Origin of the sequence: Bacteroides sp. An19 (assembly GCF_002160215.1) — a bacterium.
Taxonomy (GTDB): domain Bacteria; phylum Bacteroidota; class Bacteroidia; order Bacteroidales; family Bacteroidaceae; genus Phocaeicola; species Phocaeicola intestinalis.
Genome location: NZ_NFKD01000011.1, coordinates 1 through 21,540, shown reverse-complemented (window position 1 = coordinate 21,540; position 21,540 = coordinate 1). Strand labels below are relative to the sequence as shown.

Below are 21,540 nucleotides of genomic sequence, written 5' to 3'. Positions count from 1 at the left end.
TAGAATATTACTTTATTGGAAAATTTAGACGACAGGCTCTAAGATAAATGACAGACTGCACCCCAAGCCCAAGCACGAACAGGTATTCCACTGCCCAATAAGCTGCTAACGGAACATTACGATGGCTTAATCCCCATAAGCAAAACAGATAAACAATGGTTGTTGTCAGTTGAAAGACAAATACAGTCCGCGTTGCTCCTGTTCCTGTCGCTGCGTTCAGATAAACATAGCCGGGAAGTGCAAGGAAGTAATTCAGCAGCATAACCATAAACGGCAACCATGCAACTTGTACGATAACCGGATTTTCTGTGTAAGCCCCGATGATGTGTTGGTGAAAGACCAAGGCAAGAACAATCAATGGGATACCTGCCACGTATCCTAAACGGATAATTTTGTGACAAAGCGGGAAGATTTTTCCCTTTTCACCTGCTCCAATCAGGTTGCTCACCAAAGAACTGGTAACACCAGCCAGCGCATTGACGATAACGGAAAACAGGGCTGAAACACTTCTTACAATATTCGATACAGCCAATTCTGTTTCTCCCAAATGCTCGATAGCCAAGAAGAACAGAAACCAAATGGCTACACTGACAAAGAATTGGAGCATGCTCCATACCGAGATAGAAAATATTTCTTTTAATATCTTTATCTCAATGTGCCAGCGTAAGCCATATACTTTTTCATCAATATGCCGGAACAGATATATTGTCAATACTACCAGCGAACACATTTCGGCAAACGAAGAAGCTATGGCTGCTCCTGATATGCCCATATCGAATCCGAATATCAGGAGCCAATTCATCGGAATATTCACCAGTACGGCTGTGAAAGCCGCCATGTTCAAGGCTTTTGTCTGCGTAATGCCTACTAAAAACGAACGTAAGGCTAGGAGTGGGAAAGAGAATAACAATCCCCAAATACGCCAATTCAGATAACACACAGTTGCGTTGTAGACATCGTCTGAAGTTATCAGATGTTTCAGCAGAACTGGAGAAAGTATTTGAGACAACAGGCAAAGGAATGCCGCTAGCATCAGCAAGAAAAACAGTCCTTGAAAGAACGTTTTTCCTGTTTCTTCATACCGTTGTTCTCCGTTACGGCGGGCGATTACTACCTGTAGCCCTAAACTGAACCCGAAGCCGAGCATATAGATAGCCAGATACCAGATTCCGGCAAGTGCGGATGCCCCAAGTTCTACATCGCCTACGTGCCCCAAGAATAAGGCATCGGTAATATTGATAAGTTGCTCGATAAGGATGCTCATCATTACAGGAAAAGCGATGAGCCAAATATGCTTATATGTATAGTTCATTGTTCAACTTGATATGATGCGACAAGTCCTGCTGCACGTAGCGGCATGACACATCGCATAATTATAAATTTGGAATAATGGCAAAACAAGAAAGGACAAACCTGTTATAAGCCTGTCCGTTGCTGAATAGCTATGACTGAAATGCTATCCGTTAAGCGCAGCTATATGCACACTTGCCATTTCATAGGATTGAACAACTGGTATTTTTCTGTTAGTTATGCGAATCAGGAGTTAAAAGGGAGTTATAGGTAGTTATCGCCCGTCGGTGCGGGCTGGGAGTTAGATGCCAATACCTTTTGCGCCGTTTTCAGAAGCAAGGCTATTGGCCTTTAACTCCCGAACGAAGTGATAACTCCTGTGAAACTTAACTACGTTTAACTCCTGACTGGCATTAGTTCTGCAAAGATAACATTTGTTGTTGATTATACCACCAGACAGTTGATTTCTTTTTGCAGATTCTCCAAAAAACACGAAGCATGCGCGCCGTCCATCTGTGTATGATGAAACTGGAAAGAAACAGTCAGTTTCAGTTTCCATAAATGCCGTTTGTATTTGCCCCAAATCAGAAACGGATTATTGAACACTCCGCTGTACATACCTACCGCTCCGTCTATTTCATATTGCACAAGGGCAGATGTGCCAATCACCATGCAATCCGTCAAGTCATGATTCTGACAGCTTTCAGCAACTTGCCTGGTCAGCCGCAGGTAATCTTCATTGAATTGTTTCAGGTCATTAGAAAAAGGAATGTCGCAGGAGCTTATTTCTCCTTCTCTATTAGCCACAACGGCACAAACGGCAATGTTGTCATATTCTATCAATTTTTTACCGACCGGAAGCATATAGAACTCTTTGATATGGCGTGCTGCCCGTCCGATGCACCAGCACATCAGCATATTGAACTTTAATCCAGGCCGTTTGCTTATCCGGGCAAGGCGGGTTACATCTATGGTCTTGAAAAAGGTGAGCATGGGCATGGGGGCATCTATCCACATTTCAAATGCGTATGCACGGGTCGTTTCTTTCGGATTTACTTCTTTCATTTCTATCATTAATATAGTATAATAAGGGCAAAGGTAAGTAAGATATTGGACAATGGATAGAACAAAAGGGACAATATGTTGGATAACTCAGGTTCATAAAAGGATTCCCATTCAATTTGCAGGCGAACGGGAATCCTATATTATATGTGTATTTTATATGAGGTTGTTATTAGGTAAATTTACTGGCTTCAGCCCCATTTCCTCAGCTTTCTTCAGCATGAAACGGAAAGCTGCATCGTGTTCGTTAGGGATGAGGCCGTCAAGGATGGCATCTTTGATGGCACTCTTCAGATCACCTATTTCACGGCAAGGATGTAGGGCGAATATCTGCATGATTTCCTCTCCGTCTACCGGCGGCTGGAAATTACGGATGCGGTCTTTTTCTTCCAAATCCTTCAATTTTTGACGTACTAATTTGAAATTGTCCAAGAAGCGTTGTTTACGGGCTTCATTTTTCGAAGTGATGTCGGCTTCACACAATGCCATCAGGTCATCGATATCATTACCTGCCTCGAAGAGTAAGCGGCGCACGGCAGAGTCGGTCACAACATCATCGGCTATCACAATGGGACGCATGTGCAGTCCTACCAGCTTCTGTACATACTTCATCTTTTCGTTCATCGGGAGTTTCAGGCGACGGAAGATTTCAGGTACCATTTTTTCTCCTATGTAGTTATGGTTGTGGAACGTCCATCCCAGACGTGGGTCCCAACGTTTAGTGCGTGGCTTGCCGATGTCATGCAATAGAGTTGCCCAACGCAACCAAAGATTATCCGAAACCTTGGAAATATTGTCCACCACCTCCAGGGTGTGGTAGAAGTTATCTTTATGTCCACGTCCGTTCCGCACCTCTACACCTTGTAGAGCTGTCAGTTCGGGAAATATCAGTTCCAGCAGGCCACAGCGGTCCAAGTCGACGAATCCTTTCGACGGTATGGGTGAAAGCAAGATTTTGTTCAGCTCGTCTTTGATACGTTCGTACGAAATGATTTTGATGCGTTCGCGGTTGCGTTCCAAGGCATTGAATGTTTCTTCATCGATGTAAAAATTCAGTTGGGTAGCAAACCGGATGCAGCGCATCATACGCAATGGGTCATCGCTGAACGTGATATCCGGGTCGAGCGGTGTGCGGATAATCCGTTCTTTCAAGTCTTTCAGCCCGTCAAAAGGGTCTACCAGTTCTCCGTATCGCGCCTGGTTCAGACAGACCGCCATGGCATTGATGGTAAAGTCACGGCGGTTTTGGTCATCTTCCAGTGTACCGTTTTCTACTACGGGTTTGCGGCTGTCATGACTGTATGATTCTTTCCGTGCCCCTACAAACTCCACTTCGGTATCGAAGTATTTTACTTGTGCGGTGCCGAAGTTACGGAATACCGATACGTGTGCCTTGCGTCCCAGTTTTTTGCCCAAAGCTTCGGCGGCCTCGATGCCGCTTCCTACTACTACTACGTCAATGTCTTTCGAAGTCCGGTTGAGGAAAATGTCGCGTACGTAGCCTCCTACTACGTAACATTCCAATCCCAGTTCATCGGCGGTTTCGGAAATCAAGTTGAATATTTTGTTGGTAAAATGTTCCTTCAGATTCATTCTTAGTTGATTTTCGTTTCGTTTTTTGTGTTCAAAACTCGTAAATAGCGTGCAAAATTACAAAAAATAGGGGAGCTTTACCGAATATGAACCGATTAAATTGTATTTTTGTTTCATGAAAGGAGATTGATAATGATAAAAAATGAACACGGAGATACGACTCTCTGGAAAATTTCCTTTGTATTTCAAGTGAAAAGGCGATGCCGGACGTTTTATTTACAATGTTTTTGCATTTGCCTGTCTCTGTGTTCGGATATTAAAAACTGATGCGTATGAAAAAGATGATGGTAGCGGCTGTGTGCCTGGTGATGTTCCTTGCGGGGTGCAACAATGATTCGAAACGTGCAGGAGAATTGTTTCAGCGGGCTGAGTTATCGTTTGCCTCCGGAAACTACAACCTTGCCAAACTGCAGATAGACAGTATCCGCACGCTTTATCCTAAGGCCGTGGATGTGCGTAAAGCAGGTGTCCGCCTGATGCAGCAGGTCGACCTGCACGAACAGCGCAAGACGCTGGCTTACCTGGATAGTATGATGCAGGTGAAGCAAGCTGCGCTTGATTCGATAAAAGACCGTTTCGTGCTTGAGAAGGATACTGCCTATCAGGAGACCGGCAATTATTTTTATCCTACACAAGTGGTAGAGAAGAACATCGGGCGTTCGTTCTTACGGGCTCAGGTGAACGAGCTGGGAGAGATGTTGCTTACCTCGATTTATTGTGCCGGTGGAAGCATACACCATACGGCAGTAAAAGTGAGCACAGATGGCGACCTGTTTGCCCAGACTGCTCCTTCGCCCGACAGTTATGAGACGACCGATTTGGGACGTCCAATCGAGAAAGCCGACTATCGGGTAGGAAAGGATGACGGGGGGGTAGCCGCCTTTATCGTTGCCAATCAAGACAAACGCCGTTTCCGGCTGGAATTTATCGGTGACCGAAATTATACAACTACGATGCGTACCGATGATGTGAAGGCTATAGCGGCTGTTAGTGACTTGGCGCGTATTCTTTCGGCAATGGAACAAATCCGTAAAGAACAGAACGAAGCAAACCTGAAGCTGAAGTTTGTCACCCGTAAGATGGAAGAAGCGGAAAAAGCTGGCAAGGAATAATTCCCAAGTACAACAAACTGTTCAGAACCGCTCTTCTTAAGCCAGCATACACACTTGATCCGGAGTGTCTCTGTCACTTATTAGTCCGCTTCACGATAAAGATGCTGGCTTCGTAGAGTAGGGACATCGGGGCAGCTACCAATATCAGGGTAATGGCATCCGATGTAGGCGTAATGATGGCAGATATGACCAGTGCAATGATAATGGCATGTTTGCGGTAAGTACGCATGAAAGTAGATGTAAGAAATCCCAGTTTGGCGAAAAGCCAGGCAAGGATGGGAATTTCGAACGTGATGCCCAGCATCAGGCTCAGCATAGTCAGAGTGTCTATGTATGAACTGAGCAGAATCGCATTTTCTACTTCCGCACTGACCTGATAAAGGGCAAGGAAGCGGAAAGTAAAAGGAAATACCAGAAAATAACTGAACAGTACGCCTAGCAGGAACAGTATGTAGCCCCACATTACTACGCGTAGGGAATAACGTCGTTCGTTGGCATAAAGGGCAGGCGAGACAAAACGGAACAGTTGATAAAGTATGTAAGGCGAAGCCAGCACAATGCCCGCATAGAGCGATACGCTCATGTGGGTAAGAAACTGCCCCGAAAGTTTGGTATTGATAAGCTGTATATGAAAATCTGGGACGGATAATCCCGGAATGTGTAAGGCGTTTCCGATACGGTCGAACCATTGGTAGACAATGAAGCCATTCTCTTTGGGTGCAAGGATGATGCCGAACAGTTCGTCTTTGAAGCAGAAGGCGGCAAGCATGAGCACTCCCGTCACGATGATGATGCGGAATAGCACTTTCCGCAATTCATCTACGTGATCCCAAAAAGTCATGTTCGATGCATCGTTCGTTTTTGTGCTATCCCCTTTCTCTTTCATCATTTGTCTTTATCGGTATTCGGTTGGGTGTTTTCGTCTTTCTTTGTGTCTGCCTTTAAGTCTTCTTCCAGTCCGTTCACACCGTCTTTAAAGCTTTTCACGCCTTTACCCAGTCCTTTCATCAGTTCAGGAATCTTCCTTCCGCCGAAAAACAGCAACAGAATCAATACGATGACAATCAGTTCTTGCATACCGATGCCCAGGAGTAAGAGTGTAGTGTTCATATTTCTTGCTTTTAATGAAATTTCGGCGACAAAAGTAACAAATAAATCAAAGAAGGGAGTATAAAGGCAAGTGTTTTTAATAAAAAATAAAAAACGAGACGGAAAAACAGAAGATAGTGGAAAAACGCCGGTTCGTGTGGATTTTCCATGAAAGAATCAATCCGCATGAATCGGCGCAAATCAGTGTTTCGATTTTAGAGGTTGTTTTAGAAGCGTGCAGCAACTTTTGTCCAGTCTATCAGTTTCCAGAATGCTTCGATGTATGCAGCCCGTCGGTTACGATAGTCGATGTAGTAAGCATGTTCCCATACATCAATGGTAAGGATGGGCTTCATGCCTCGGGTCAGCGGGTTGCCTGCGTTCGGTTCGGAAAGGATGCAAAGTTTCTTGCCGGCATCTTCTGCCAGCCATACCCATCCCGAACCGAAGAGAGTGGTAGCTTTTTGGGTAAACTCTTGTCTGAATGCTTCTACCGACCCGAAGTCCTTTGCCAGTTTATCTGCCACCGAGGCAGGTATGTCTTGAGGTTGTGCGGTCAGTGTTTCGAAAAAGAATGTATGGTTCCAAGCTTGTGCGGCATTGTTGAAAATGCCTCCGTCGGCTTTGCAGATAATGTCTTCCAGACTCATGTCCTCGAAGGGCGTTCCGGCTATCAGTTTGTTCAGATTGTCCACGTAGGTTTGCAGGTGCTTGCCGTAATGGTATTCTAAAGTTTCTTGGCTCATCAGTGGAGCCAGTGCTTCCATCGTGTAGGGAAGCTGAGGCATTGCATGTTTCATGATGTTTGTTTTTAAAGGGTTTATATATTATCAACACGGAAAGATACGAAAAAGTTGTGGCAATCCGTATATTCTTTGCCATAAATTTCCGGATTGTTATGTAGAGAGGTTTGGCAAGTGATGCAAATCAGCAACCAGCACCTCCAGCCAATTCTCGTTAACCTAAAAATAACATTGCGATAACATAGTGTGTGAGAACAGATGCTTACTTTTGCGTCAGTAAAACTTAAATGAGAAATATGAAAGCTAAGCATGTGAATCGTATGCAGATGTTGGTCATCTTTGCGTGGGTATATCTGTTTGTCAGATGTGGTTATCGTCCCCTGAAACAATGGCTTGTTGATGGTCAGGTAGTTTGGAACACTTATGAATGGAGGTATGAATTGGGAGCGGCACTCGGTTCACTTCTATTCATTGGTATAGTCTATATGGCAATCATTTGGGGATATCCGTGGTTGAAACAGGTGTTGGGAAACTCTTCGGATTCTGCAAGAAGATAAGAACTGTTTTTAAAGAAGATAAGTCTATGAAACAATAGTAATCAGTAAGTTGTATCATTACGAAAAATGCTGAACGGGCACAGAGGTATGTTTGGATATTATGTCAAGTTACGCCTGCAGAGCGGAGGCAGGTTGCTGAAGGAATTGGGCATTGTGCGGAGCGTGTTGCTGGTTGGGCTGCTCGTCCTTGCCGTAGCGATATTGTGTAAGGTAAAGACAGGCTGGATGCTTCCGGTTGCCTGCCTGCTGGTGATAGGTGCTTATCACCAGGCAAGGAAGGACAGGGAATTTTTGCGCAGGTTTACCGATAATGTGTCGGTTTTCTTCTGCTACGAATACCTTTTGCTAAGCCTGCCTTTTGCCGTAATAGCAGGGATACGGGGCGAATGGCTGATAGCTTTGTGCATGCCGTTGGGGATTTGCCTGTTGCCTTTCGTGCCTCCTGTCCGTTTCCGGATAACCCCCATAAGGTTCGGATTCCTGTATGCCGGCAATATGGAATATCTCCGGATGTTCCGTCGCATGAGCTGGCTATACCTTATTGTAATAGGTATGTCGGCATTGGGATGTCTGAACGGCAATGTACGGGTGGCAAAGGTGGGCATGTTGGTTTGGGGCATTATCCAGTCGGGTGCCTACAGCTACGTACTCGATGCACATCTGTTGCAGAAGTTCAAGAGTTATCATATCCTGCAGAGGGAATTATGGAAAGCGAATAGCTGGAATGCATCGGTGCTGTTCCTGCCTTTCGGGATGATGTGCCTTGCCGGAGGGTTCCGGGCAGAAGACGTACTGTTTTTCTTTTCCTGCCTGACATCGGGTATTCTCTATCTGCAAAGCATGGCGTTGTTCCGTTGGGTCTGTCCGGTAATTGTCGGTATTGCGGTGATGCAGCTTGTCGTATGTATTCCTTTGTTTGCATGGACTTGTTTCGCCTGGGTGGGCTGTCTGGCAGAATTGACGGTCGTGGGAATACTTTCGTATGCGGTATGGATAAAATGGAAAGCTATATGGAAATAATACGTGTGGAGAATATGTCAAAGTCGTTCGGGCGCGCAAAAGTGCTCGATGATGTTTCGCTGGTTTGCGACTGGGGAAAAGTGTATGGACTGGTAGGGGACAATGGATCAGGAAAGACAACTTTGTTCCGTTGCCTGACGGGGATGGCTTCGTATGAAGGCATGATTCGGAAAGGCGAGTGGGTGACGGTAGGTTATTTGCCAGCCGATAATTTCTTTTATCCGCTGGTGACGGGATACGAATACATCGAGTTTTGCCTGCGGGCATACGGGAAGAAGGTCAACCGGAAGCAAATAGATTACTTGAATACAAAAATGTTCCGTCTTCCTCTCGGCCGCTATGCTTCCGAATATTCCACAGGAATGCAAAAGAAGTTAGGCTTTATGGCGGTCTGTCTGCAAGGCCCCGACCTTTATATCCTGGATGAACCGTTCAATGGCATTGACCTGAAAGGATGTATCCAGATGAAGCAGCTGATTCGCAACCTGAAAGCACAATGGAAAACCGTCATCGTATCTTCGCACCGGCTGGATGCCTTGCACGAGGTGTGCGACACTATCTATTACCTGCGTGAAGGCAAGCTGCTGAAAAGATTCGCCTGCGGGTCTGTGAAGAAATCGAACGGTTTATTCTGCACGAAGAAGAGGAAGCGTGAGTGTTTTTCACCACAGATTACACGGATTGAAAAAAACGGAAACAGTTTTGAATGAATCAAAGAAGGACGTTGCGTACATTTATACAATCAGGAGTTAAAAGGGAGTTATAGGAAGTTATCGCCCGCTGGGAGTTAGATGCCAATGCTTTTTGGCGCCGGTTTCAGAAGCAAGGCTATTGGCCTTTAACTCCTGAACGAAGTGATAACTCCTGTGAAACATAACTACGTTTAACTCCTGATTCGCATAATTAATCCCTCAATACGTTCACTACATTTCAGTTTCCGCTTAGGTTATATTATCGATGCAAGCGGCATCCTTTTATGGTTTCCATATCAAAACCGTACGTTCTCCAATTGAAAACCGTACGGTTTCCATATCGAGAACGTACGGTTTTCAATTGGAGAACGTAAAAGTAAGACTGCTTAAAGCAGATTATGAACCATTCAATCATGTATTGGTTCATATTCGGTCAAATAAATTTATCGGGGAAAACGGAAACATCAAGCCAAGAAAAACTTTTTGGAGACATTCAGAACAGTTTCTGATTTATATTGAATTCGTATGCATTTTTAGAGGGTGTTGATTTGGTCTTCGCTTAAACCGCTGCATTTAGCGATAATATTAACAGGAACCCCTTCCGCTTTTAAACTTCGAGCCATTTCGGCAGCCTTTTCTTCCCGTCCTTCTTCTTTCCCTTCTTCTTTCCCTTTTTCATGTCCTTCTTCCCATGAAATTTTCTTTGCGGTATCAATCGTATTTTTCCAGTCTCGATAGATTTTTAAGCTTTCTTCGTAATTATCGTATTCCACCTTAGTGAACTTGGCAATTTCGGCAGCTTCGAAAAGCTTGGTGAAAATGCGTTCTTGTAAGGCTTTGGGACGTTCCATCAATCGGGAAAGATTGCGAAGAACAAAAAGCCATTTCTCGAACATGTCAGTCAATTCATCTTCTGTTTTATTGAATTTGGGCATTTCCAAGTAGATGAAAGTCAGTTTATCGTAAAAGACTTCTTTGGTCTGGTTATCAAATAATTGCACTTCGTGGTGGAAATAATTGTCGTTATCTTTATCAAACGTGAAGTTGAGGATGCCAATGATATAGACTGATTTCAGCTGATAATCCCACTCCCCTTTCTGTCCTTGTTCACGGATGGGAAAAGTTGCATAGTAAAGACTACGGTCCTTAAAATACTGCTGGATGCCTCGCTGCATCTCGACTAATAATTTTTCGCCATTTTCATTTTCGCAATAAACATCGAACACGGCTTTGCGGTCGGCTTCACTGATGCCGAGGTGTTCGGTATTGAGATAGGTGAGGTCTTTCACCACTTCTCTGCCATGGAGCAGGCTATTGATGAAACTGATAAGCAAGTCTTTGTTTATCTCGGTGCCGAACAGTTTCTTGAAACCGAAGTCGGTATACGGGTTGACGTATCTGTCTCTTAATTCTCTGCTTTCCATAAGCGAATTTGTTTTTTATGATTTACAAAGATACGAATTTCAGTGAAATTATCCATTGGTTTTCGGGATTTAATTGCCTTTCATCGATTTTATTAAGAAGCGGTAGTTCAGCTTGGAACGGGCGCTGCTTTCTTTTTTGACTTCTTGCTCAAATCCGTTGTCGTAGAAACTGGCATAGATTTCGGCAAAAACGTCCAGTACTTGTCCACAATATTTGTTGAAGTTTTCTTCCAATTCCTGTTCATTGAATCCTGTTCCCACAATGGAAAAATCAAAATAGATAATCTGAAAGGCATTCTTCAACGGTGTGGGATGTTCTTTTATCCAGAGTCCGTCGAAGAGTGTATCGAACCGGTCCGCTTTGGCAATGTCGTAATACGTCCGCATCATGCTGACAAATACGCTCTTTCCGAATCTTCTGGGACGTATAAGGAAAAGGTAGTTGCTTATCTCCTCCAGCATGGGAAGATACATCGTCTTGTCTACGTAATAGGAATTTTCCTGCCTTAACTGTTTGAAACTTGCCACTCCGTAAGGGATGCCTTTCACTTTTTCCTTTTCCATACCAGAATTGTTTTATGGGTTTGTCGTACGACAAAGGTACATTTTTTCACCACAGATTATACAGAAGGTTGTTTTTTGTTTGGTATCAGCTGCCCACGTCTGTAGCTCTATGCTGTAAGTCCCGTTAACCTAAAGATAACATTGTGATAACATAATATGTGGAGACTAATACTTATCTTTGTGCTGTTAAAAGAAAGATTGTTTAATAAAATAGTAAGAAAAACTTATGAAAAGATTTACGAAATTTATTTGTTTTGCCTTGGCGGGATGCTGCATGCTTCCTTTGGGATTACGTGCACAGCAGATGCCTCCTGTACCAGTGGACAAGAACGTCCGCATCGGAAAACTGGACAACGGACTGACCTACTACATCCGTCACAACGACTATCCGGAAAACCAGGTGGACTTCTATATCGCCCAAAAGGTAGGGTCCATTCAGGAAGAAGAAAACCAGCGCGGATTGGCTCACTTCTTAGAGCACATGTGTTTCAACGGCACCAAGCATTTCCCCGGCAACACGTTGATTCCCTGGCTGGAATCGGTAGGCGTGAAGTTCGGCATGAACCTCAATGCCTATACAGCTGTCGACGAGACCGTGTACCGCATCTGCGGAGTGCCTTCGGAACGCATCGGCGTGCAGGACTCCTGCCTGCTGATTTTGAGCGACTGGGCAAACGGTTTGTTGCTCGAAGACAAAGCCATTGATGAAGAACGTGCCGTGATTCATGAAGAGTGGCGCAGCCAGATGCCTCCCATGCAACGCATTTTTGAAAAAACATCGCCCATTATTTTCCCGGATAGCCGCTATGGCAGCCGTTCTCCTATCGGACTGATGTCAGTTGTCGACCATTTCCCTTATCAGGCTTTGCGCGATTATTACGAGAAATGGTATCGCCCCGACTTGCAGGGAGTCGTGGTGGTAGGTGATGTGGATGTAGACCGCATCGAAGCGAAAATCAAGGAACTGTTCGCGCCTATTGAGCTTCCTGCCCAGCCTGCCGAACGTGTTTATTATCCGGTAGATGATTTTACCGAACCGGTGATAGCCATCGGACAGGACAAGGAGCAGGGCAACTCGCTGGTGAAGTTCTATTTCAAGTATGATGTATTGCCCGATTCGCTCCGCAACACGATGCTGGCGCTTACCACCGAATATATGCTGGACATGGCGGACATGATGATGATGTATCGCCTGCACGACATCTCCACCCTGCCGGATGCTCCGTATGCTTTGGCGCAGGGACAGCATGGCGACATGGAGTTGTGTAAGACCAAGAAGGCGATGGCATATATTGCCGTACCGAAAGGGAGCGACACCGAACCGGCTATGGATGCGGTCTATCGGGAAGTGTTGCGTGCCAAACGCGGAGGCTTTACCGCTACCGAATATGCCCGTTGCCGTTCTGAATACCTGTCGCAACTGGAGCAGGCATACAATAACCGCAATCATCAGGAGAACCGGAAGCTGGCAGAATCTTATGTCCGTAACTTCCTCGACAAGACACCGATTCCGGGTATCGAGAACGAATATCAGCTGATGAATATGCTTGCCAATCAGATTCCGGTTGAGGCGGTCAATCAGATGTATGCCCAGTTGCTTAACGAACGGAACATGGCTGTTCTGATTGCGCTTCCCGAAAAAGAAGGTGTCGTTTGTCCGGATGCCGCAGCCCTGAAGGCTTCATTGGCACAGATAGATGCCGAAGAGATTGCTCCGTATGTGGATAATGTAAAGAATGAGCCGCTGATAAGCCAGCTTCCGGCAGCCGGAAAGGTTGTATCGGAAAAAGCGCTTCCCCAGTTCGGTGCCAAGGAATGGATGCTATCAAACGGAGTGAAGGTGATTGTGAAGAAGACTGACTTCAAAAACGATGAAATCGTATTCCGTGCTACGGCTAAGGGTGGTACGTCGGTTTACGGCGATGAATGGGTAAACGATTTGCTGTTTATGCCTGTCGTAACTGCCCAACACGGTTTAGGCGAGTTCACCTTTGCCGATTTGGCAAAGCAAATGGCAGGAAAGCAAGCGATTGTCAATATCGAACTGGACCATTACGTGCGCAATGTCAGCGGCAATGCCACTCCTAAAGACCTGAAGACCCTTATGGAATTGATTTACCTGAACTTTACGCAATTGAATGTCACCGCCGATGAGTTTACGGCATTGCAGAACCTGTTGAAAGGTGTGCTTCAGAACCAGGAATCCAATCCCCAACTGATTTTCCAGCAGAAATTGAATCAGTTTATGTATCAGTCGCCGCGTATGCAGATGCTGGATGCGGCGGATGTCGACGGGGCGAACCGTGAGCATATCCTGAAGATAATCCGCGAACAACTTGCCAATGCTTCCCAGTTTACTTTCGTATTCAGTGGAAACTTTGATGAAGCAGAATTGAAAAACCTGGCAGAGCAATATCTGGCTTCGTTGCCGTCCGACCCGACACTGAAGGCTGAAATTAAGCGTATCAGCGGAATAGGGGTGACTGCAGGCGAAAAGACCGGAGAGGTCAAACTGAAAATGGAAGTGCCGCAGGCGTATGGAGGTATCTTCGTAAGCGGAACCGTTCCTTATAACTTCAAGAACCGGATATTGGCATCGATGTGTGCCCAGCTGATGAGTGCCCGCCTGCTCAGCGAGGTAAGAGAGAAAGAAGGGGCTACTTACTCCATTTCTACCGGCGGTGTGCTGGAACGTACGTCGGATGTGCCTTTGGTGTATCAGACTGTGTTCCCGATGAAACCGGAGAAGAAAGACCGTGCGCTGGAGATTATCCGCAACGAATTTGCGAAACTGGCGCAACAGGTAGACGAAGCCGAACTTGCCAAGGTAAAAGAGTTTATGGTAAAACACTTTGCCGAAATGGAGCGCACCAACAGTTATTGGTGTGGCGAGATAGCCGGAAACGAACTGCTTCCTTCCGAATTGCCTGCCGATACCAAGGCGGTGATTGAAGCGATAGGCGCGGCGGATATCTGCGGCTTCATGAAAGAACTGGAAGCCCAGCAGAACTACCGTGTGTTTGTGATGATGCCGATGTGATTTTAGTTAACTAGTTGACCAGGTACTAGGTGACTAGGTTTTAAAAAACAATACTTTATCAAGTATATAGTCTTGCTGATGTTTACTAATGTATTTAATATCTAGTCACCTAGTCACCTAGTACCTAGTCACCTGAATAATTACCTTGGAAATAATAATGCAAATTCGGTGAACTCTCCTTCGATGCTGGTGACGAATACCTTTCCTTCGTGGGCATGCATCACTTGTTGTACGAAGTTCAACCCTAAACCGAAGCCGGAAGGCTTGTCTTTGTTTTTCTTCCGTCCGGCTGCGGCACGCTCGTATTTGTTGAAGATGGTGCGCTGGTCGGCCTCCGAGATGCCCAGACCGTTATCGTGCACCTTGACGACGGTGTATTTCTCGTTCAGTTCCGAACGGATACGGATGTCCACTCCTTCGGGTTTCGAATACTTGATGGCGTTGTCCATCAGGTTGCTCAATACCTCTTCCAGGTATTCTTTGTCGGCATATACCATCGGAGCCTTCAAGTCGGCGGTGAAGCGGACAGGCTTTTGCGCCTTGGCGGTAAACTTCACGGTCAGGTTTTCTACTATCGGTTCCAGCTGTACGTCTTCCCGGTTCATTTCCAGCTTGTGGCTTTCCAGCTTCGACAGGGTGAGCACCCTGTTGGTAAGGGTCAGCAGGTGGTCCACTTCGTTTTCGGCTATGGTGTAATATTTCTCTTTTGTCTCGGGTTTGTTGTCCAGCCTTCCGCTATGCAGGAAATAGAGTGCGGTGAAAATGGAGCTGAGCGGTGTCTTCATGTCGTGTATCATGGCATAGGTAAAGTCTTCGCGTATCTGGAAAATCTTGTTCATACGCGCGATGATACGGATTTGGTAGATGATACTGCTTACCACCAATATTAAAATAATGATGGTGGCTAAAATGAGCAGTCCCATGCGTTCGAGAAAAGTCTGAAAAGGATTGGTCAGTATGAGTTGAATGACTTGGGTATAGTCGGAACGTATCGGAAAATATTTAGGTTTTATGCTTAGCCACGACATTTCTTGATGTGTCCCGATGCTGTCCAGCCTTTCTCCTGTTTGCAGGTTAATAAGATAGATGTAATATCTGTTCCCTAAATCTTTATTTACCAGCAGTTCGTTTGTGATTGAATCTAAGTTATGCAACGACATTGGATACCCCATATCGTTCAGGCGTTGGTAAAAATAGGTCATTGGTGGAATGGTATCATTGGTTGGGCCGCTCATGATTTCTGTACCTTTAGGGGTTTGTCCGAATCTCATGTTCCCTTCTTCTTCCAGGGCTTTTTCAATCGTTTCATAGCTTTCTTTGCGGATATTAGCTTGTATCAACTGGTATGTATTGATGAGCCACACCGTCTGCAACGCCAATGCCCCGATAAGCCCTAAGAAAGTCAATGCGCTTAGCCCTGCGAATCGCCGGTTCTTTTTATCGGCGAAAAATTCTTTTATCTTTTTCTTGTCCATAGCGTGTAATGTATTTTGTTTTCTGCAGGCAAAGATACGATTATCCGCGAAAAAATCCCCGTTAACCTAAAGATAACATACCGATAACCTAAAAGGAAGAGCGGAACGCTTACCTTTGTCATATCAAAATAAAACAAAAGTATCACATTAAAATAGAGCGTATTATGAAAACAATGAATTTGAAAAAAGCAGCGAGTGTAATGGTATTGGCAAGTGTAGCAACAGTGATGAGCGCACAGACTCCGGAGAAGTTGTTCAACGATGAGTTGGCGGGCAAGCGTGTGACGGTGCGCGAGGTATGCGCAAAGACCGATATGGGTTACGTGAAATCGGTGCGTAGCGAAATGGTTTATTCGGATAAAGGCGAACTGCAGAGCAAAGACATCTACCGTTGGAACGCGGCAAGCCAAAGCTGGAAACTCTCCCGAAGCTATGATTACGCCGCCGAAGGCATCCGCTTTACCGATTACGAACGATGATGGCTTGTTCACCACAGATTATACGGATTGAAAATAATTAATAGTGAACAATTAATAGTGAACAATTAATAGTGAACAATTAATAGTGAACAATTAATAGTTAATAACGACAAGCACAACTTTGGGTTATTTATGATTCGCTCTTAATTGTAACTTAATCTGTGTAATCTGTGGTGAAAAAGCTCTTATCCCGTTACCAGCATCAGCCCGATGCCCCGCACGGTTTTTATTTCGATATCTGCATCAGATTCGAAATGTTTGCGAAGCTTGTTGATAAATACATCCAGACTGCGCGAGGCAAAGAAATCGTCTTCCGTATTCCAGAAACGGCTCAGAATAGCTTCGCGGCGCACCACTTCGTTCTTGTTCTCGGCAAGCAGCTGCAATATCTGAGCTTCCCGTTGGGTCAGCACTTGAAGCTTTCCGTTTGTATCATTGCGTAAAGTGGCATGGGCGGGTTCCAGCGTATAGTGCCCTATTTTGAGGCAACCGTTTTCCGAACGGCTTTTCTCTCCGCTCTTCATCTTTAGGATGGCATGAATATGGGCGTCCAGTTCATCGGGTACATAGGGCTTTTTTACATAATTGTTTACCCCGAACCCATATCCTCTCCGTACGTCTTTAGGAGAAGTCAGAGCCGAAGCAAAAAGGATAGGGGTATCACCATCGGTCTCCCGGATGCGTTTTACCATTTCGAATCCGTCCATTTCAGGCATATCAATATCACTGATAATGATGTCGGGTTTGTGCTGTTCCCAGGCTTCCAGTCCCTCTTTTCCATTGGCAGCGGTACACACATCGTATCCGCCTATCAGTTCCTGCAGTCCGCTCTGTACGATGTAGCACAGGTTGGGATCGTCTTCTACCAACAAAAGTTTAATCATAATCCTTGTTTTCGTTCAATCTGGCGGTAAAGATAACGATTATCCTGTCAAATAAAAAGAGAATATGCTTCTTTTTCCAGTCTTCGTCACTCAAAAAAGCAGGGAACAGGTATGCCGAACGGCACGTACAGTAGTGTAATGAGGCAGGAAAACAAAAGCAGGAAGAAAACGATTTCGTTTTCCTCCTGCCCGGTTATTTTTTCTTACCGAAATGATAAAATGCTATTGTTTATGAGCAACGCAATACCTGACCGATGCGCAAGGTTGTGGTACGCTTAATGCCGTTCATCTTACACAGACGGTCGATAGATACGTGGTAAATCCGAGATATACGTCCCAAGGTATCTCCCTTGCGTATCTTATGATAACGGATAGCACCACCTTCTGCAGGTGAAGATTCCGCGTTCTCGATTTTCTTCCCGCTCTTCAAGTTTGCCAATGCACGTGTACGCTGGTACGGATAACGGTTTGCGTTACGGATAAACAGGTAACTGTCTGCCACAATATCCTGTTTCGGAAAATCAAACATAAATTCAGGATTAATCACCTCACCCAAGAAACGGGTTTCGAAATGCAGGTGCGAACCTGTAGAACGTCCGGTATTGCCACCCAGACCTATCACATCGCCAGCCTTTACGTATTCGTCTTCTTTCACCAGTTGTTTGGAAAGATGACCGTAAATGGTCTCCAACCCGTTGTCGTGACGAATAACCACATACTTGCCATAACCGCGACGCTCATACTTCACCATACGTACTTTCCCGTCGAAAGCCGCCCGAATGGTATCACCGATATATACCTTAATATCTAACCCATTATGCATACGACGCCAGCGCGGACCGCACTTTGAGGTAATCTTCGTATGCGTAGTGGGCATGCAGAAACCGGTTAAATCAATTCGGAATGTATCTGGGACTTGTACCGTATTGCCATAAGCATGTACACGGTCGTTCTGCCAGTTTGGATACAGATTATAGGCAGGATAAACGGCTTGTTCAGCCTTGATTTGGCGAATCAGCGCCAACGAGTCTACAGCTTTCAGCTTTCTGTCGATAGGTGCCTGGCGTGCCAGCAAGTCCTGCCCCGATACGTTTACGCTCACCAGCGCCAACGCAGCTACCGCTACTGTTCTAATACATTTTAAAATCATTATATGCCTTTCTTCTTTGCTTGTATTCATCAGCCGGATTTCTCTTTTTCCGACTAAGGCCAGAATATCATTTATGGTTAATTAATCAGCTAATTCGAGCATCGTGTAAACATACGGATGCTTGCTTTTGTTCAAAAAGCGTTCCAAATATAGCTTTTTTTCTGTAATGTAGAGTTAGCAGTTAACTATTTTTTATGTATTTTTATGCCACAAATAAACCTTATTGATCTATTTATGTTTCACAACATGTATTTTATGCTTATTCGGATAATCTTCTAGGGAAAGGCGTGAATGAGACGGAAAGCATGTAAGAAATAGAAGCTGTTTTGAATTTCTCCAAAAAGTTTTTCTTGGCTTGATGTATCCGTTTTCGTGTGTGCTTTGGGCGATTTTTTGGTCCTTTTCGCTCCTGTTCTTCGTCAGATAGCCCGCTATCTTCCTCATCACAGAAGCGGAAATGCCTCAAAAACTCATCCCAAATCATCGCACGATAAATTCAAAACAGCTTCTAAATCAATATAAAGATTAGAGCCTGTCTGGGTTTATCGTGTGCTGATTGGGGATGTTTTTTGTAGAGACGCAAAATTTAGCATCTCTACTATAAGGAAGATAGCGGGCTATCTGATCATTAAAGATAAATCTGGCAATCCGTATCAGCATAAAGCGATGAATCTGCTGGCTTTATCAAAGAGTTTCATCCGCTTCCATTGGCAGATGAAGATGATAGACCGGTATACTTATTTACAAGCTATCGGGCAAAGATGTTTGCCGGGATTATTTTACAACATCTTCAATGCTAGCTTGATGACTTGTTCTACAGTAGCATCGGGATCGGCTTTCAGGATACTAGCCACGGCTTTGTGCGTAGGAGCTTGTGCGAAACCTAACATAACCAAGGCGGCTACGGCTTCTTCGTAGATTTCGGCGTTGACAGATGCAGATATGGATGATACAGTCTCCGCCTCGGTAATACCTGTGGAGGCTATCTTGTCTTTCAGTTCGACAATGATGCGTTGCGCTGTTTTCAGCCCGATACCTTTTACGGTTTTCAGTAATTTGTCGTTTCCGCTGCTGATGACGTTGCACAATTCATTGGGCGAAAGAGCGGAGAGGATCATCCGTGCAGTGTTGCCTCCGATGCCCGAAACGGTGATGAGCAAAAGGAAAAGCTCGCGCTCCTGCTTGGTGGCGAAGCCGTAGAGCACATGGGCGTCTTCGCGGATTGCCTCGTAGATGAAGAGTTTGACTTCCTGTTTCCCTTGAATGGCGGAAAAGGTGTTGAGTGAAACATTGATGCCATAGCCTACACCGTGGCATTCTACTATTGCCATGGCGGGAGTCAGTTCGGTAAGTTCTCCTTTGATATATTCAATCATCTTTTTTGCTGCAATTTCTAATTTCGATGCAAAAATAGGCATAAGAAAGTTATAAATCATAAGTTTTGTGATAATATTTTCAAAATCGCTTCTTTCCGGTATGTCACGAATCGTTTCGTTTTTCTATCTTTGTGGCGTAAAAGTCGGTGAGTGACACACCACAGATTACACAGATTAGTTCAATTGAAGATTCATTTTAAAACATCAAACACGATGAAGAAAATTAGAGCAGCCGTAGTGGGTTACGGTAATATCGGAAAATTTACGCTGGAAGCGCTGGAAGCGGCTCCCGATTTCGAAGTGGCAGGTATCGTGCGCCGTCATGGGGCGGAAAACAAGCCTGCCGAGTTGGCAAACTATGAAGTGGTGAAAGACATCAAAGAACTGAAAGACGTGGATGTTGCCATTCTTGCCACTCCGACGCGCAGCGTAGAACAATATGCAAAAGAAATCCTCGCACTCGGTATCAACACCGTGGACAGCTTTGATATCCATACGCAAATCAGCGACTTGCGCCGTACATTGGGTGAAGTGGCTAAGGCAAACAATACCGTATCGGTTATTTCGGCAGGCTGGGACCCGGGAAGTGACTCGGTAGTACGTACCTTGCTGGAAGCCATTGCTCCGAAAGGCATCACCTATACCAACTTCGGTCCGGGCCGCAGCATGGGGCATTCTGTTGCTGTGCGTGCGATTGCCGGTGTGAAAGATGCGTTGTCGATGACTATTCCGGTAGGTACGGGTATTCATCGCCGTATGGTATATGTAGAACTGGAAGAGGGTGCCGACTTCAAGCAGGTAGAAGCAGCCATCAAGGCTGACCCGTATTTCGTGAATGACGAAACGCACGTGAAACAAGTCGCTTGTGTGGACGACCTGAACGATGTAGGGCACGGCGTGAACTTGGTTCGCAAAGGTGTATCGGGCAAGACTCATAACCAATTGTTCGAATTTGATATGAAAATTAACAATCCGGCTCTGACTGCCCAAGTACTGGTATGCGTAGCCCGCGCCTCGATGCGTCAGCAACCGGGATGCTACACAATGATTGAGATTCCGGTGGTAGACCTCCTTCCGGGAGACCGTGATGAATGGGTGGCACATCTGGTATAATCTGGACGGAATCACATTGAAATAACAAAGACGCAGAAGTGTAAACGGATTATTATACTTCTGCGTCTTTCTTGTTTCAAAGATATTAACCTTGCACCTTCCAGTCGTCAATGGTTCCGGTCTGCGAGGAGAAGCTGGCACCTATTTTATATATAAGTCGCCTGTCGGAAGCATACGGGCGTGCGTAGCCTTTTTCCTCTATCTGCTTTAAGGCTTCGTCTGCCGTTCCGTTCAGCTTAAATTCGAAGATATAGACGTAATCGGGTGTCTCTACGATGCAGTCCACCCGTCCTTCGCTCTGTTCCTTTTCGGTATAGACCGTATAGACGCTGACCAGGCGGAATATCAGGTAGAACGTATAGTGGAAATAACGCTCCCTTTCCCTCTCGTCCTGCTTGCGACGCATGGTATAGGGAATGTCGGCAAGGAAGGAGGTGAATAGCTTGTTTAATTTCTCCAATTCTCCCCTGCGCAAAGATAGGACCACATTACGCACCCAACTGCCCATTTCTTGCCGGGGCTTCAAATAATCTGAAGCAATCAATGCCACAAATCCTTTCTTGACTTCGTTGTTGGGAAAATCGAGCAGGAATGTCCCGAAATCGCGATCATAATCTTTGATGGTGAGGTATCCGCTCTGGTAAATCATCGGCAACGGTTTTTCTACATTTGCCTTATAGTCGATAAACTCCTGCGGGTCGTAATATTTCCCGGTCAGTTCATCCAAATTCTCATTGGTATGTGTAAGCAGGCGGATGAGGTATGAAGGCGTACCGCTACGGAACCAGTAATCACGGATAGAGCCGGAAGCAAAAGCATTGAGCAGGCTGAAAGGATTGTAGACATCGGTCATCTTTTCACTGAAATGGTATCCGTC

21 protein-coding genes are annotated in these 21,540 nt (G+C 45.3%); 7 read left to right on the top strand and 14 right to left on the bottom strand.

The window, feature by feature from the left end; genetic code table 11:
• Nucleotides 1–7: 7 nt before the first annotated feature.
• The 3 genes from B5F25_RS06795 to B5F25_RS06785 all read right to left on the bottom strand — a co-directional run bounded on the left by B5F25_RS06795 (nt 8) and on the right by B5F25_RS06785 (nt 3,945).
• Entirely contained in the window at nt 8–1,312 is a 1,305-nt protein-coding gene (locus B5F25_RS06795) for an MATE family efflux transporter (protein WP_087248466.1), read from the bottom strand.
• 422 nt (nt 1,313–1,734) lie between these two features.
• Nucleotides 1,735–2,355 (bottom strand): CatA-like O-acetyltransferase, family 2, encoded by a 621-nt coding sequence (locus B5F25_RS06790; RefSeq protein WP_087248464.1) that lies wholly within the window; start codon nt 2,353–2,355, stop codon nt 1,735–1,737.
• Between the two features lie 153 nt (nt 2,356–2,508).
• A complete protein-coding gene (locus tag B5F25_RS06785) occupies nt 2,509–3,945 on the bottom strand; it encodes an HD domain-containing protein (RefSeq protein WP_022041142.1) in 1,437 nt (478 codons plus the stop codon).
• A gap of 272 nt (nt 3,946–4,217) precedes the next feature.
• On the opposite strand from B5F25_RS06785, the gene B5F25_RS06780 reads away from it, so the two are divergent.
• Nucleotides 4,218–5,057, top strand: a complete 840-nt coding sequence (locus B5F25_RS06780; RefSeq protein ID WP_087248555.1) for a hypothetical protein — start codon at nt 4,218–4,220, stop codon at nt 5,055–5,057.
• A 73-nt stretch (nt 5,058–5,130) separates the two neighbouring features.
• Here the strand turns inward: B5F25_RS06780 and tatC are convergent, their stop codons facing one another.
• The 3 genes from tatC to B5F25_RS06765 form a co-directional block, all read right to left on the bottom strand.
• The gene (gene tatC / locus B5F25_RS06775) at nt 5,131–5,946 is read right to left on the bottom strand and encodes a twin-arginine translocase subunit TatC (protein ID WP_239414020.1); all 816 of its coding nucleotides are present in this window, start codon (nt 5,944–5,946) and stop codon (nt 5,131–5,133) included.
• Nucleotides 5,943–6,167 carry a twin-arginine translocase TatA/TatE family subunit gene (locus B5F25_RS06770; RefSeq protein ID WP_022041145.1) on the bottom strand — a complete coding sequence of 75 codons (225 nt, stop codon included), beginning with the start codon at nt 6,165–6,167 and terminating at the stop codon, nt 5,943–5,945. Before B5F25_RS06770 ends, tatC begins: the two co-directional genes overlap by 4 nt.
• A 206-nt stretch (nt 6,168–6,373) precedes the next feature.
• Nucleotides 6,374–6,946 (bottom strand): superoxide dismutase, encoded by a 573-nt coding sequence (locus B5F25_RS06765; RefSeq protein WP_087248462.1) that lies wholly within the window; start codon nt 6,944–6,946, stop codon nt 6,374–6,376.
• Between the two features lie 239 nt (nt 6,947–7,185).
• Here B5F25_RS06765 and B5F25_RS06760 point away from each other — a divergent pair, with 239 nt between their 5' ends.
• The 3 genes from B5F25_RS06760 (at nt 7,186) to B5F25_RS06750 (ending at nt 9,176) form a co-directional block, all read left to right on the top strand.
• The gene (locus tag B5F25_RS06760; RefSeq protein WP_022041147.1) at nt 7,186–7,446 is read left to right on the top strand and encodes a hypothetical protein; all 261 of its coding nucleotides are present in this window, start codon (nt 7,186–7,188) and stop codon (nt 7,444–7,446) included.
• Between the two features lie 87 nt (nt 7,447–7,533).
• The gene (locus tag B5F25_RS06755) at nt 7,534–8,466 is read left to right on the top strand and encodes a hypothetical protein (RefSeq protein WP_087395772.1); all 933 of its coding nucleotides are present in this window, start codon (nt 7,534–7,536) and stop codon (nt 8,464–8,466) included.
• Complete coding sequence (locus B5F25_RS06750) at nt 8,457–9,176, top strand: ABC transporter ATP-binding protein (protein WP_239414019.1); 720 nt, start codon at nt 8,457–8,459, stop codon at nt 9,174–9,176. Before B5F25_RS06755 ends, B5F25_RS06750 begins: the two co-directional genes overlap by 10 nt.
• Before the next feature lie 515 nt (nt 9,177–9,691).
• Here the strand turns inward: B5F25_RS06750 and B5F25_RS06745 are convergent.
• Together B5F25_RS06745 and B5F25_RS06740 are read right to left on the bottom strand one after the other, a co-directional pair.
• Complete coding sequence (locus B5F25_RS06745) at nt 9,692–10,582, bottom strand: Rpn family recombination-promoting nuclease/putative transposase (protein WP_087248458.1); 891 nt, start codon at nt 10,580–10,582, stop codon at nt 9,692–9,694.
• A 69-nt stretch (nt 10,583–10,651) separates the two neighbouring features.
• Entirely contained in the window at nt 10,652–11,146 is a 495-nt protein-coding gene (locus B5F25_RS06740) for an AAA family ATPase (protein ID WP_087248456.1), read from the bottom strand.
• Between the two features lie 226 nt (nt 11,147–11,372).
• On the opposite strand from B5F25_RS06740, the gene B5F25_RS06735 reads away from it, so the two are divergent.
• The gene (locus B5F25_RS06735) at nt 11,373–14,186 is read left to right on the top strand and encodes a M16 family metallopeptidase (RefSeq protein WP_087248454.1); all 2,814 of its coding nucleotides are present in this window, start codon (nt 11,373–11,375) and stop codon (nt 14,184–14,186) included.
• 140 nt (nt 14,187–14,326) lie between these two features.
• Here B5F25_RS06735 and B5F25_RS06730 read toward each other — a convergent pair whose 3' ends face one another.
• The gene (locus tag B5F25_RS06730; protein ID WP_087248452.1) at nt 14,327–15,661 is read right to left on the bottom strand and encodes a HAMP domain-containing sensor histidine kinase; all 1,335 of its coding nucleotides are present in this window, start codon (nt 15,659–15,661) and stop codon (nt 14,327–14,329) included.
• 164 nt (nt 15,662–15,825) lie between these two features.
• On the opposite strand from B5F25_RS06730, the gene B5F25_RS06725 reads away from it, so the two are divergent.
• Nucleotides 15,826–16,140 carry a DUF3836 domain-containing protein gene (locus B5F25_RS06725; protein ID WP_087248450.1) on the top strand — a complete coding sequence of 105 codons (315 nt, stop codon included), beginning with the start codon at nt 15,826–15,828 and terminating at the stop codon, nt 16,138–16,140.
• Nucleotides 16,141–16,325: 185 nt separating this feature from the next.
• Here the strand turns inward: B5F25_RS06725 and B5F25_RS06720 are convergent, their stop codons facing one another.
• The 4 genes from B5F25_RS06720 to ruvA form a co-directional block, all read right to left on the bottom strand.
• Nucleotides 16,326–17,024: a response regulator transcription factor gene (locus tag B5F25_RS06720; protein ID WP_087248448.1), complete on the bottom strand. Its 699-nt coding sequence runs from the start codon at nt 17,022–17,024 to the stop codon at nt 16,326–16,328.
• Between the two features lie 229 nt (nt 17,025–17,253).
• Nucleotides 17,254–18,174: a peptidoglycan DD-metalloendopeptidase family protein gene (locus tag B5F25_RS06715; protein WP_087213194.1), complete on the bottom strand. Its 921-nt coding sequence runs from the start codon at nt 18,172–18,174 to the stop codon at nt 17,254–17,256.
• A gap of 259 nt (nt 18,175–18,433) precedes the next feature.
• Entirely contained in the window at nt 18,434–18,658 is a 225-nt protein-coding gene (locus tag B5F25_RS06710) for a hypothetical protein (RefSeq protein ID WP_162614365.1), read from the bottom strand.
• 295 nt (nt 18,659–18,953) lie between these two features.
• Nucleotides 18,954–19,550 (bottom strand): Holliday junction branch migration protein RuvA, encoded by a 597-nt coding sequence (gene ruvA, locus B5F25_RS06705; protein WP_087248549.1) that lies wholly within the window; start codon nt 19,548–19,550, stop codon nt 18,954–18,956.
• A gap of 213 nt (nt 19,551–19,763) precedes the next feature.
• Here ruvA and B5F25_RS06700 point away from each other — a divergent pair, with 213 nt between their 5' ends.
• Complete coding sequence (locus B5F25_RS06700) at nt 19,764–20,663, top strand: diaminopimelate dehydrogenase (RefSeq protein ID WP_013618489.1); 900 nt, start codon at nt 19,764–19,766, stop codon at nt 20,661–20,663.
• 85 nt (nt 20,664–20,748) lie between these two features.
• Here the strand turns inward: B5F25_RS06700 and B5F25_RS06695 are convergent.
• Nucleotides 20,749–21,540: PD-(D/E)XK nuclease domain-containing protein (locus tag B5F25_RS06695; protein WP_206423535.1), on the bottom strand; the 792-nt coding region annotated here is incomplete at its 5' end.

Excerpts from the sequence above, each read along its gene's own strand:
- B5F25_RS06765 (WP_087248462.1), bottom strand. The coding sequence starts at position 6,946 with ATGAAACATGCAATGCCTCAGCTTCCCTACACGATGGAAGCACTGGCT.
- B5F25_RS06745 (WP_087248458.1), bottom strand. The coding sequence starts at position 10,582 with ATGGAAAGCAGAGAATTAAGAGACAGATACGTCAACCCGTATACCGAC.
- B5F25_RS06785 (WP_022041142.1), bottom strand. The coding sequence starts at position 3,945 with ATGAATCTGAAGGAACATTTTACCAACAAAATATTCAACTTGATTTCC.
- B5F25_RS06730 (WP_087248452.1), bottom strand. The coding sequence starts at position 15,661 with ATGGACAAGAAAAAGATAAAAGAATTTTTCGCCGATAAAAAGAACCGG.
- B5F25_RS06780 (WP_087248555.1), top strand. The coding sequence starts at position 4,218 with ATGAAAAAGATGATGGTAGCGGCTGTGTGCCTGGTGATGTTCCTTGCG.
- B5F25_RS06700 (WP_013618489.1), top strand. The coding sequence starts at position 19,764 with ATGAAGAAAATTAGAGCAGCCGTAGTGGGTTACGGTAATATCGGAAAA.
- B5F25_RS06710 (WP_162614365.1), bottom strand. The coding sequence starts at position 18,658 with ATGATTTGGGATGAGTTTTTGAGGCATTTCCGCTTCTGTGATGAGGAA.
- B5F25_RS06760 (WP_022041147.1), top strand. The coding sequence starts at position 7,186 with ATGAAAGCTAAGCATGTGAATCGTATGCAGATGTTGGTCATCTTTGCG.
- B5F25_RS06770 (WP_022041145.1), bottom strand. The coding sequence starts at position 6,167 with ATGAACACTACACTCTTACTCCTGGGCATCGGTATGCAAGAACTGATT.
- B5F25_RS06750 (WP_239414019.1), top strand. The coding sequence starts at position 8,457 with ATGGAAATAATACGTGTGGAGAATATGTCAAAGTCGTTCGGGCGCGCA.
- tatC (WP_239414020.1), bottom strand. The coding sequence starts at position 5,946 with ATGATGAAAGAGAAAGGGGATAGCACAAAAACGAACGATGCATCGAAC.
- B5F25_RS06735 (WP_087248454.1), top strand. The coding sequence starts at position 11,373 with ATGAAAAGATTTACGAAATTTATTTGTTTTGCCTTGGCGGGATGCTGC.
- B5F25_RS06795 (WP_087248466.1), bottom strand. The coding sequence starts at position 1,312 with ATGAACTATACATATAAGCATATTTGGCTCATCGCTTTTCCTGTAATG.
- B5F25_RS06790 (WP_087248464.1), bottom strand. The coding sequence starts at position 2,355 with ATGAAAGAAGTAAATCCGAAAGAAACGACCCGTGCATACGCATTTGAA.
- B5F25_RS06715 (WP_087213194.1), bottom strand. The coding sequence starts at position 18,174 with ATGATTTTAAAATGTATTAGAACAGTAGCGGTAGCTGCGTTGGCGCTG.
- B5F25_RS06725 (WP_087248450.1), top strand. The coding sequence starts at position 15,826 with ATGAAAACAATGAATTTGAAAAAAGCAGCGAGTGTAATGGTATTGGCA.
- ruvA (WP_087248549.1), bottom strand. The coding sequence starts at position 19,550 with ATGATTGAATATATCAAAGGAGAACTTACCGAACTGACTCCCGCCATG.
- B5F25_RS06720 (WP_087248448.1), bottom strand. The coding sequence starts at position 17,024 with ATGATTAAACTTTTGTTGGTAGAAGACGATCCCAACCTGTGCTACATC.
- B5F25_RS06755 (WP_087395772.1), top strand. The coding sequence starts at position 7,534 with ATGTTTGGATATTATGTCAAGTTACGCCTGCAGAGCGGAGGCAGGTTG.
- B5F25_RS06740 (WP_087248456.1), bottom strand. The coding sequence starts at position 11,146 with ATGGAAAAGGAAAAAGTGAAAGGCATCCCTTACGGAGTGGCAAGTTTC.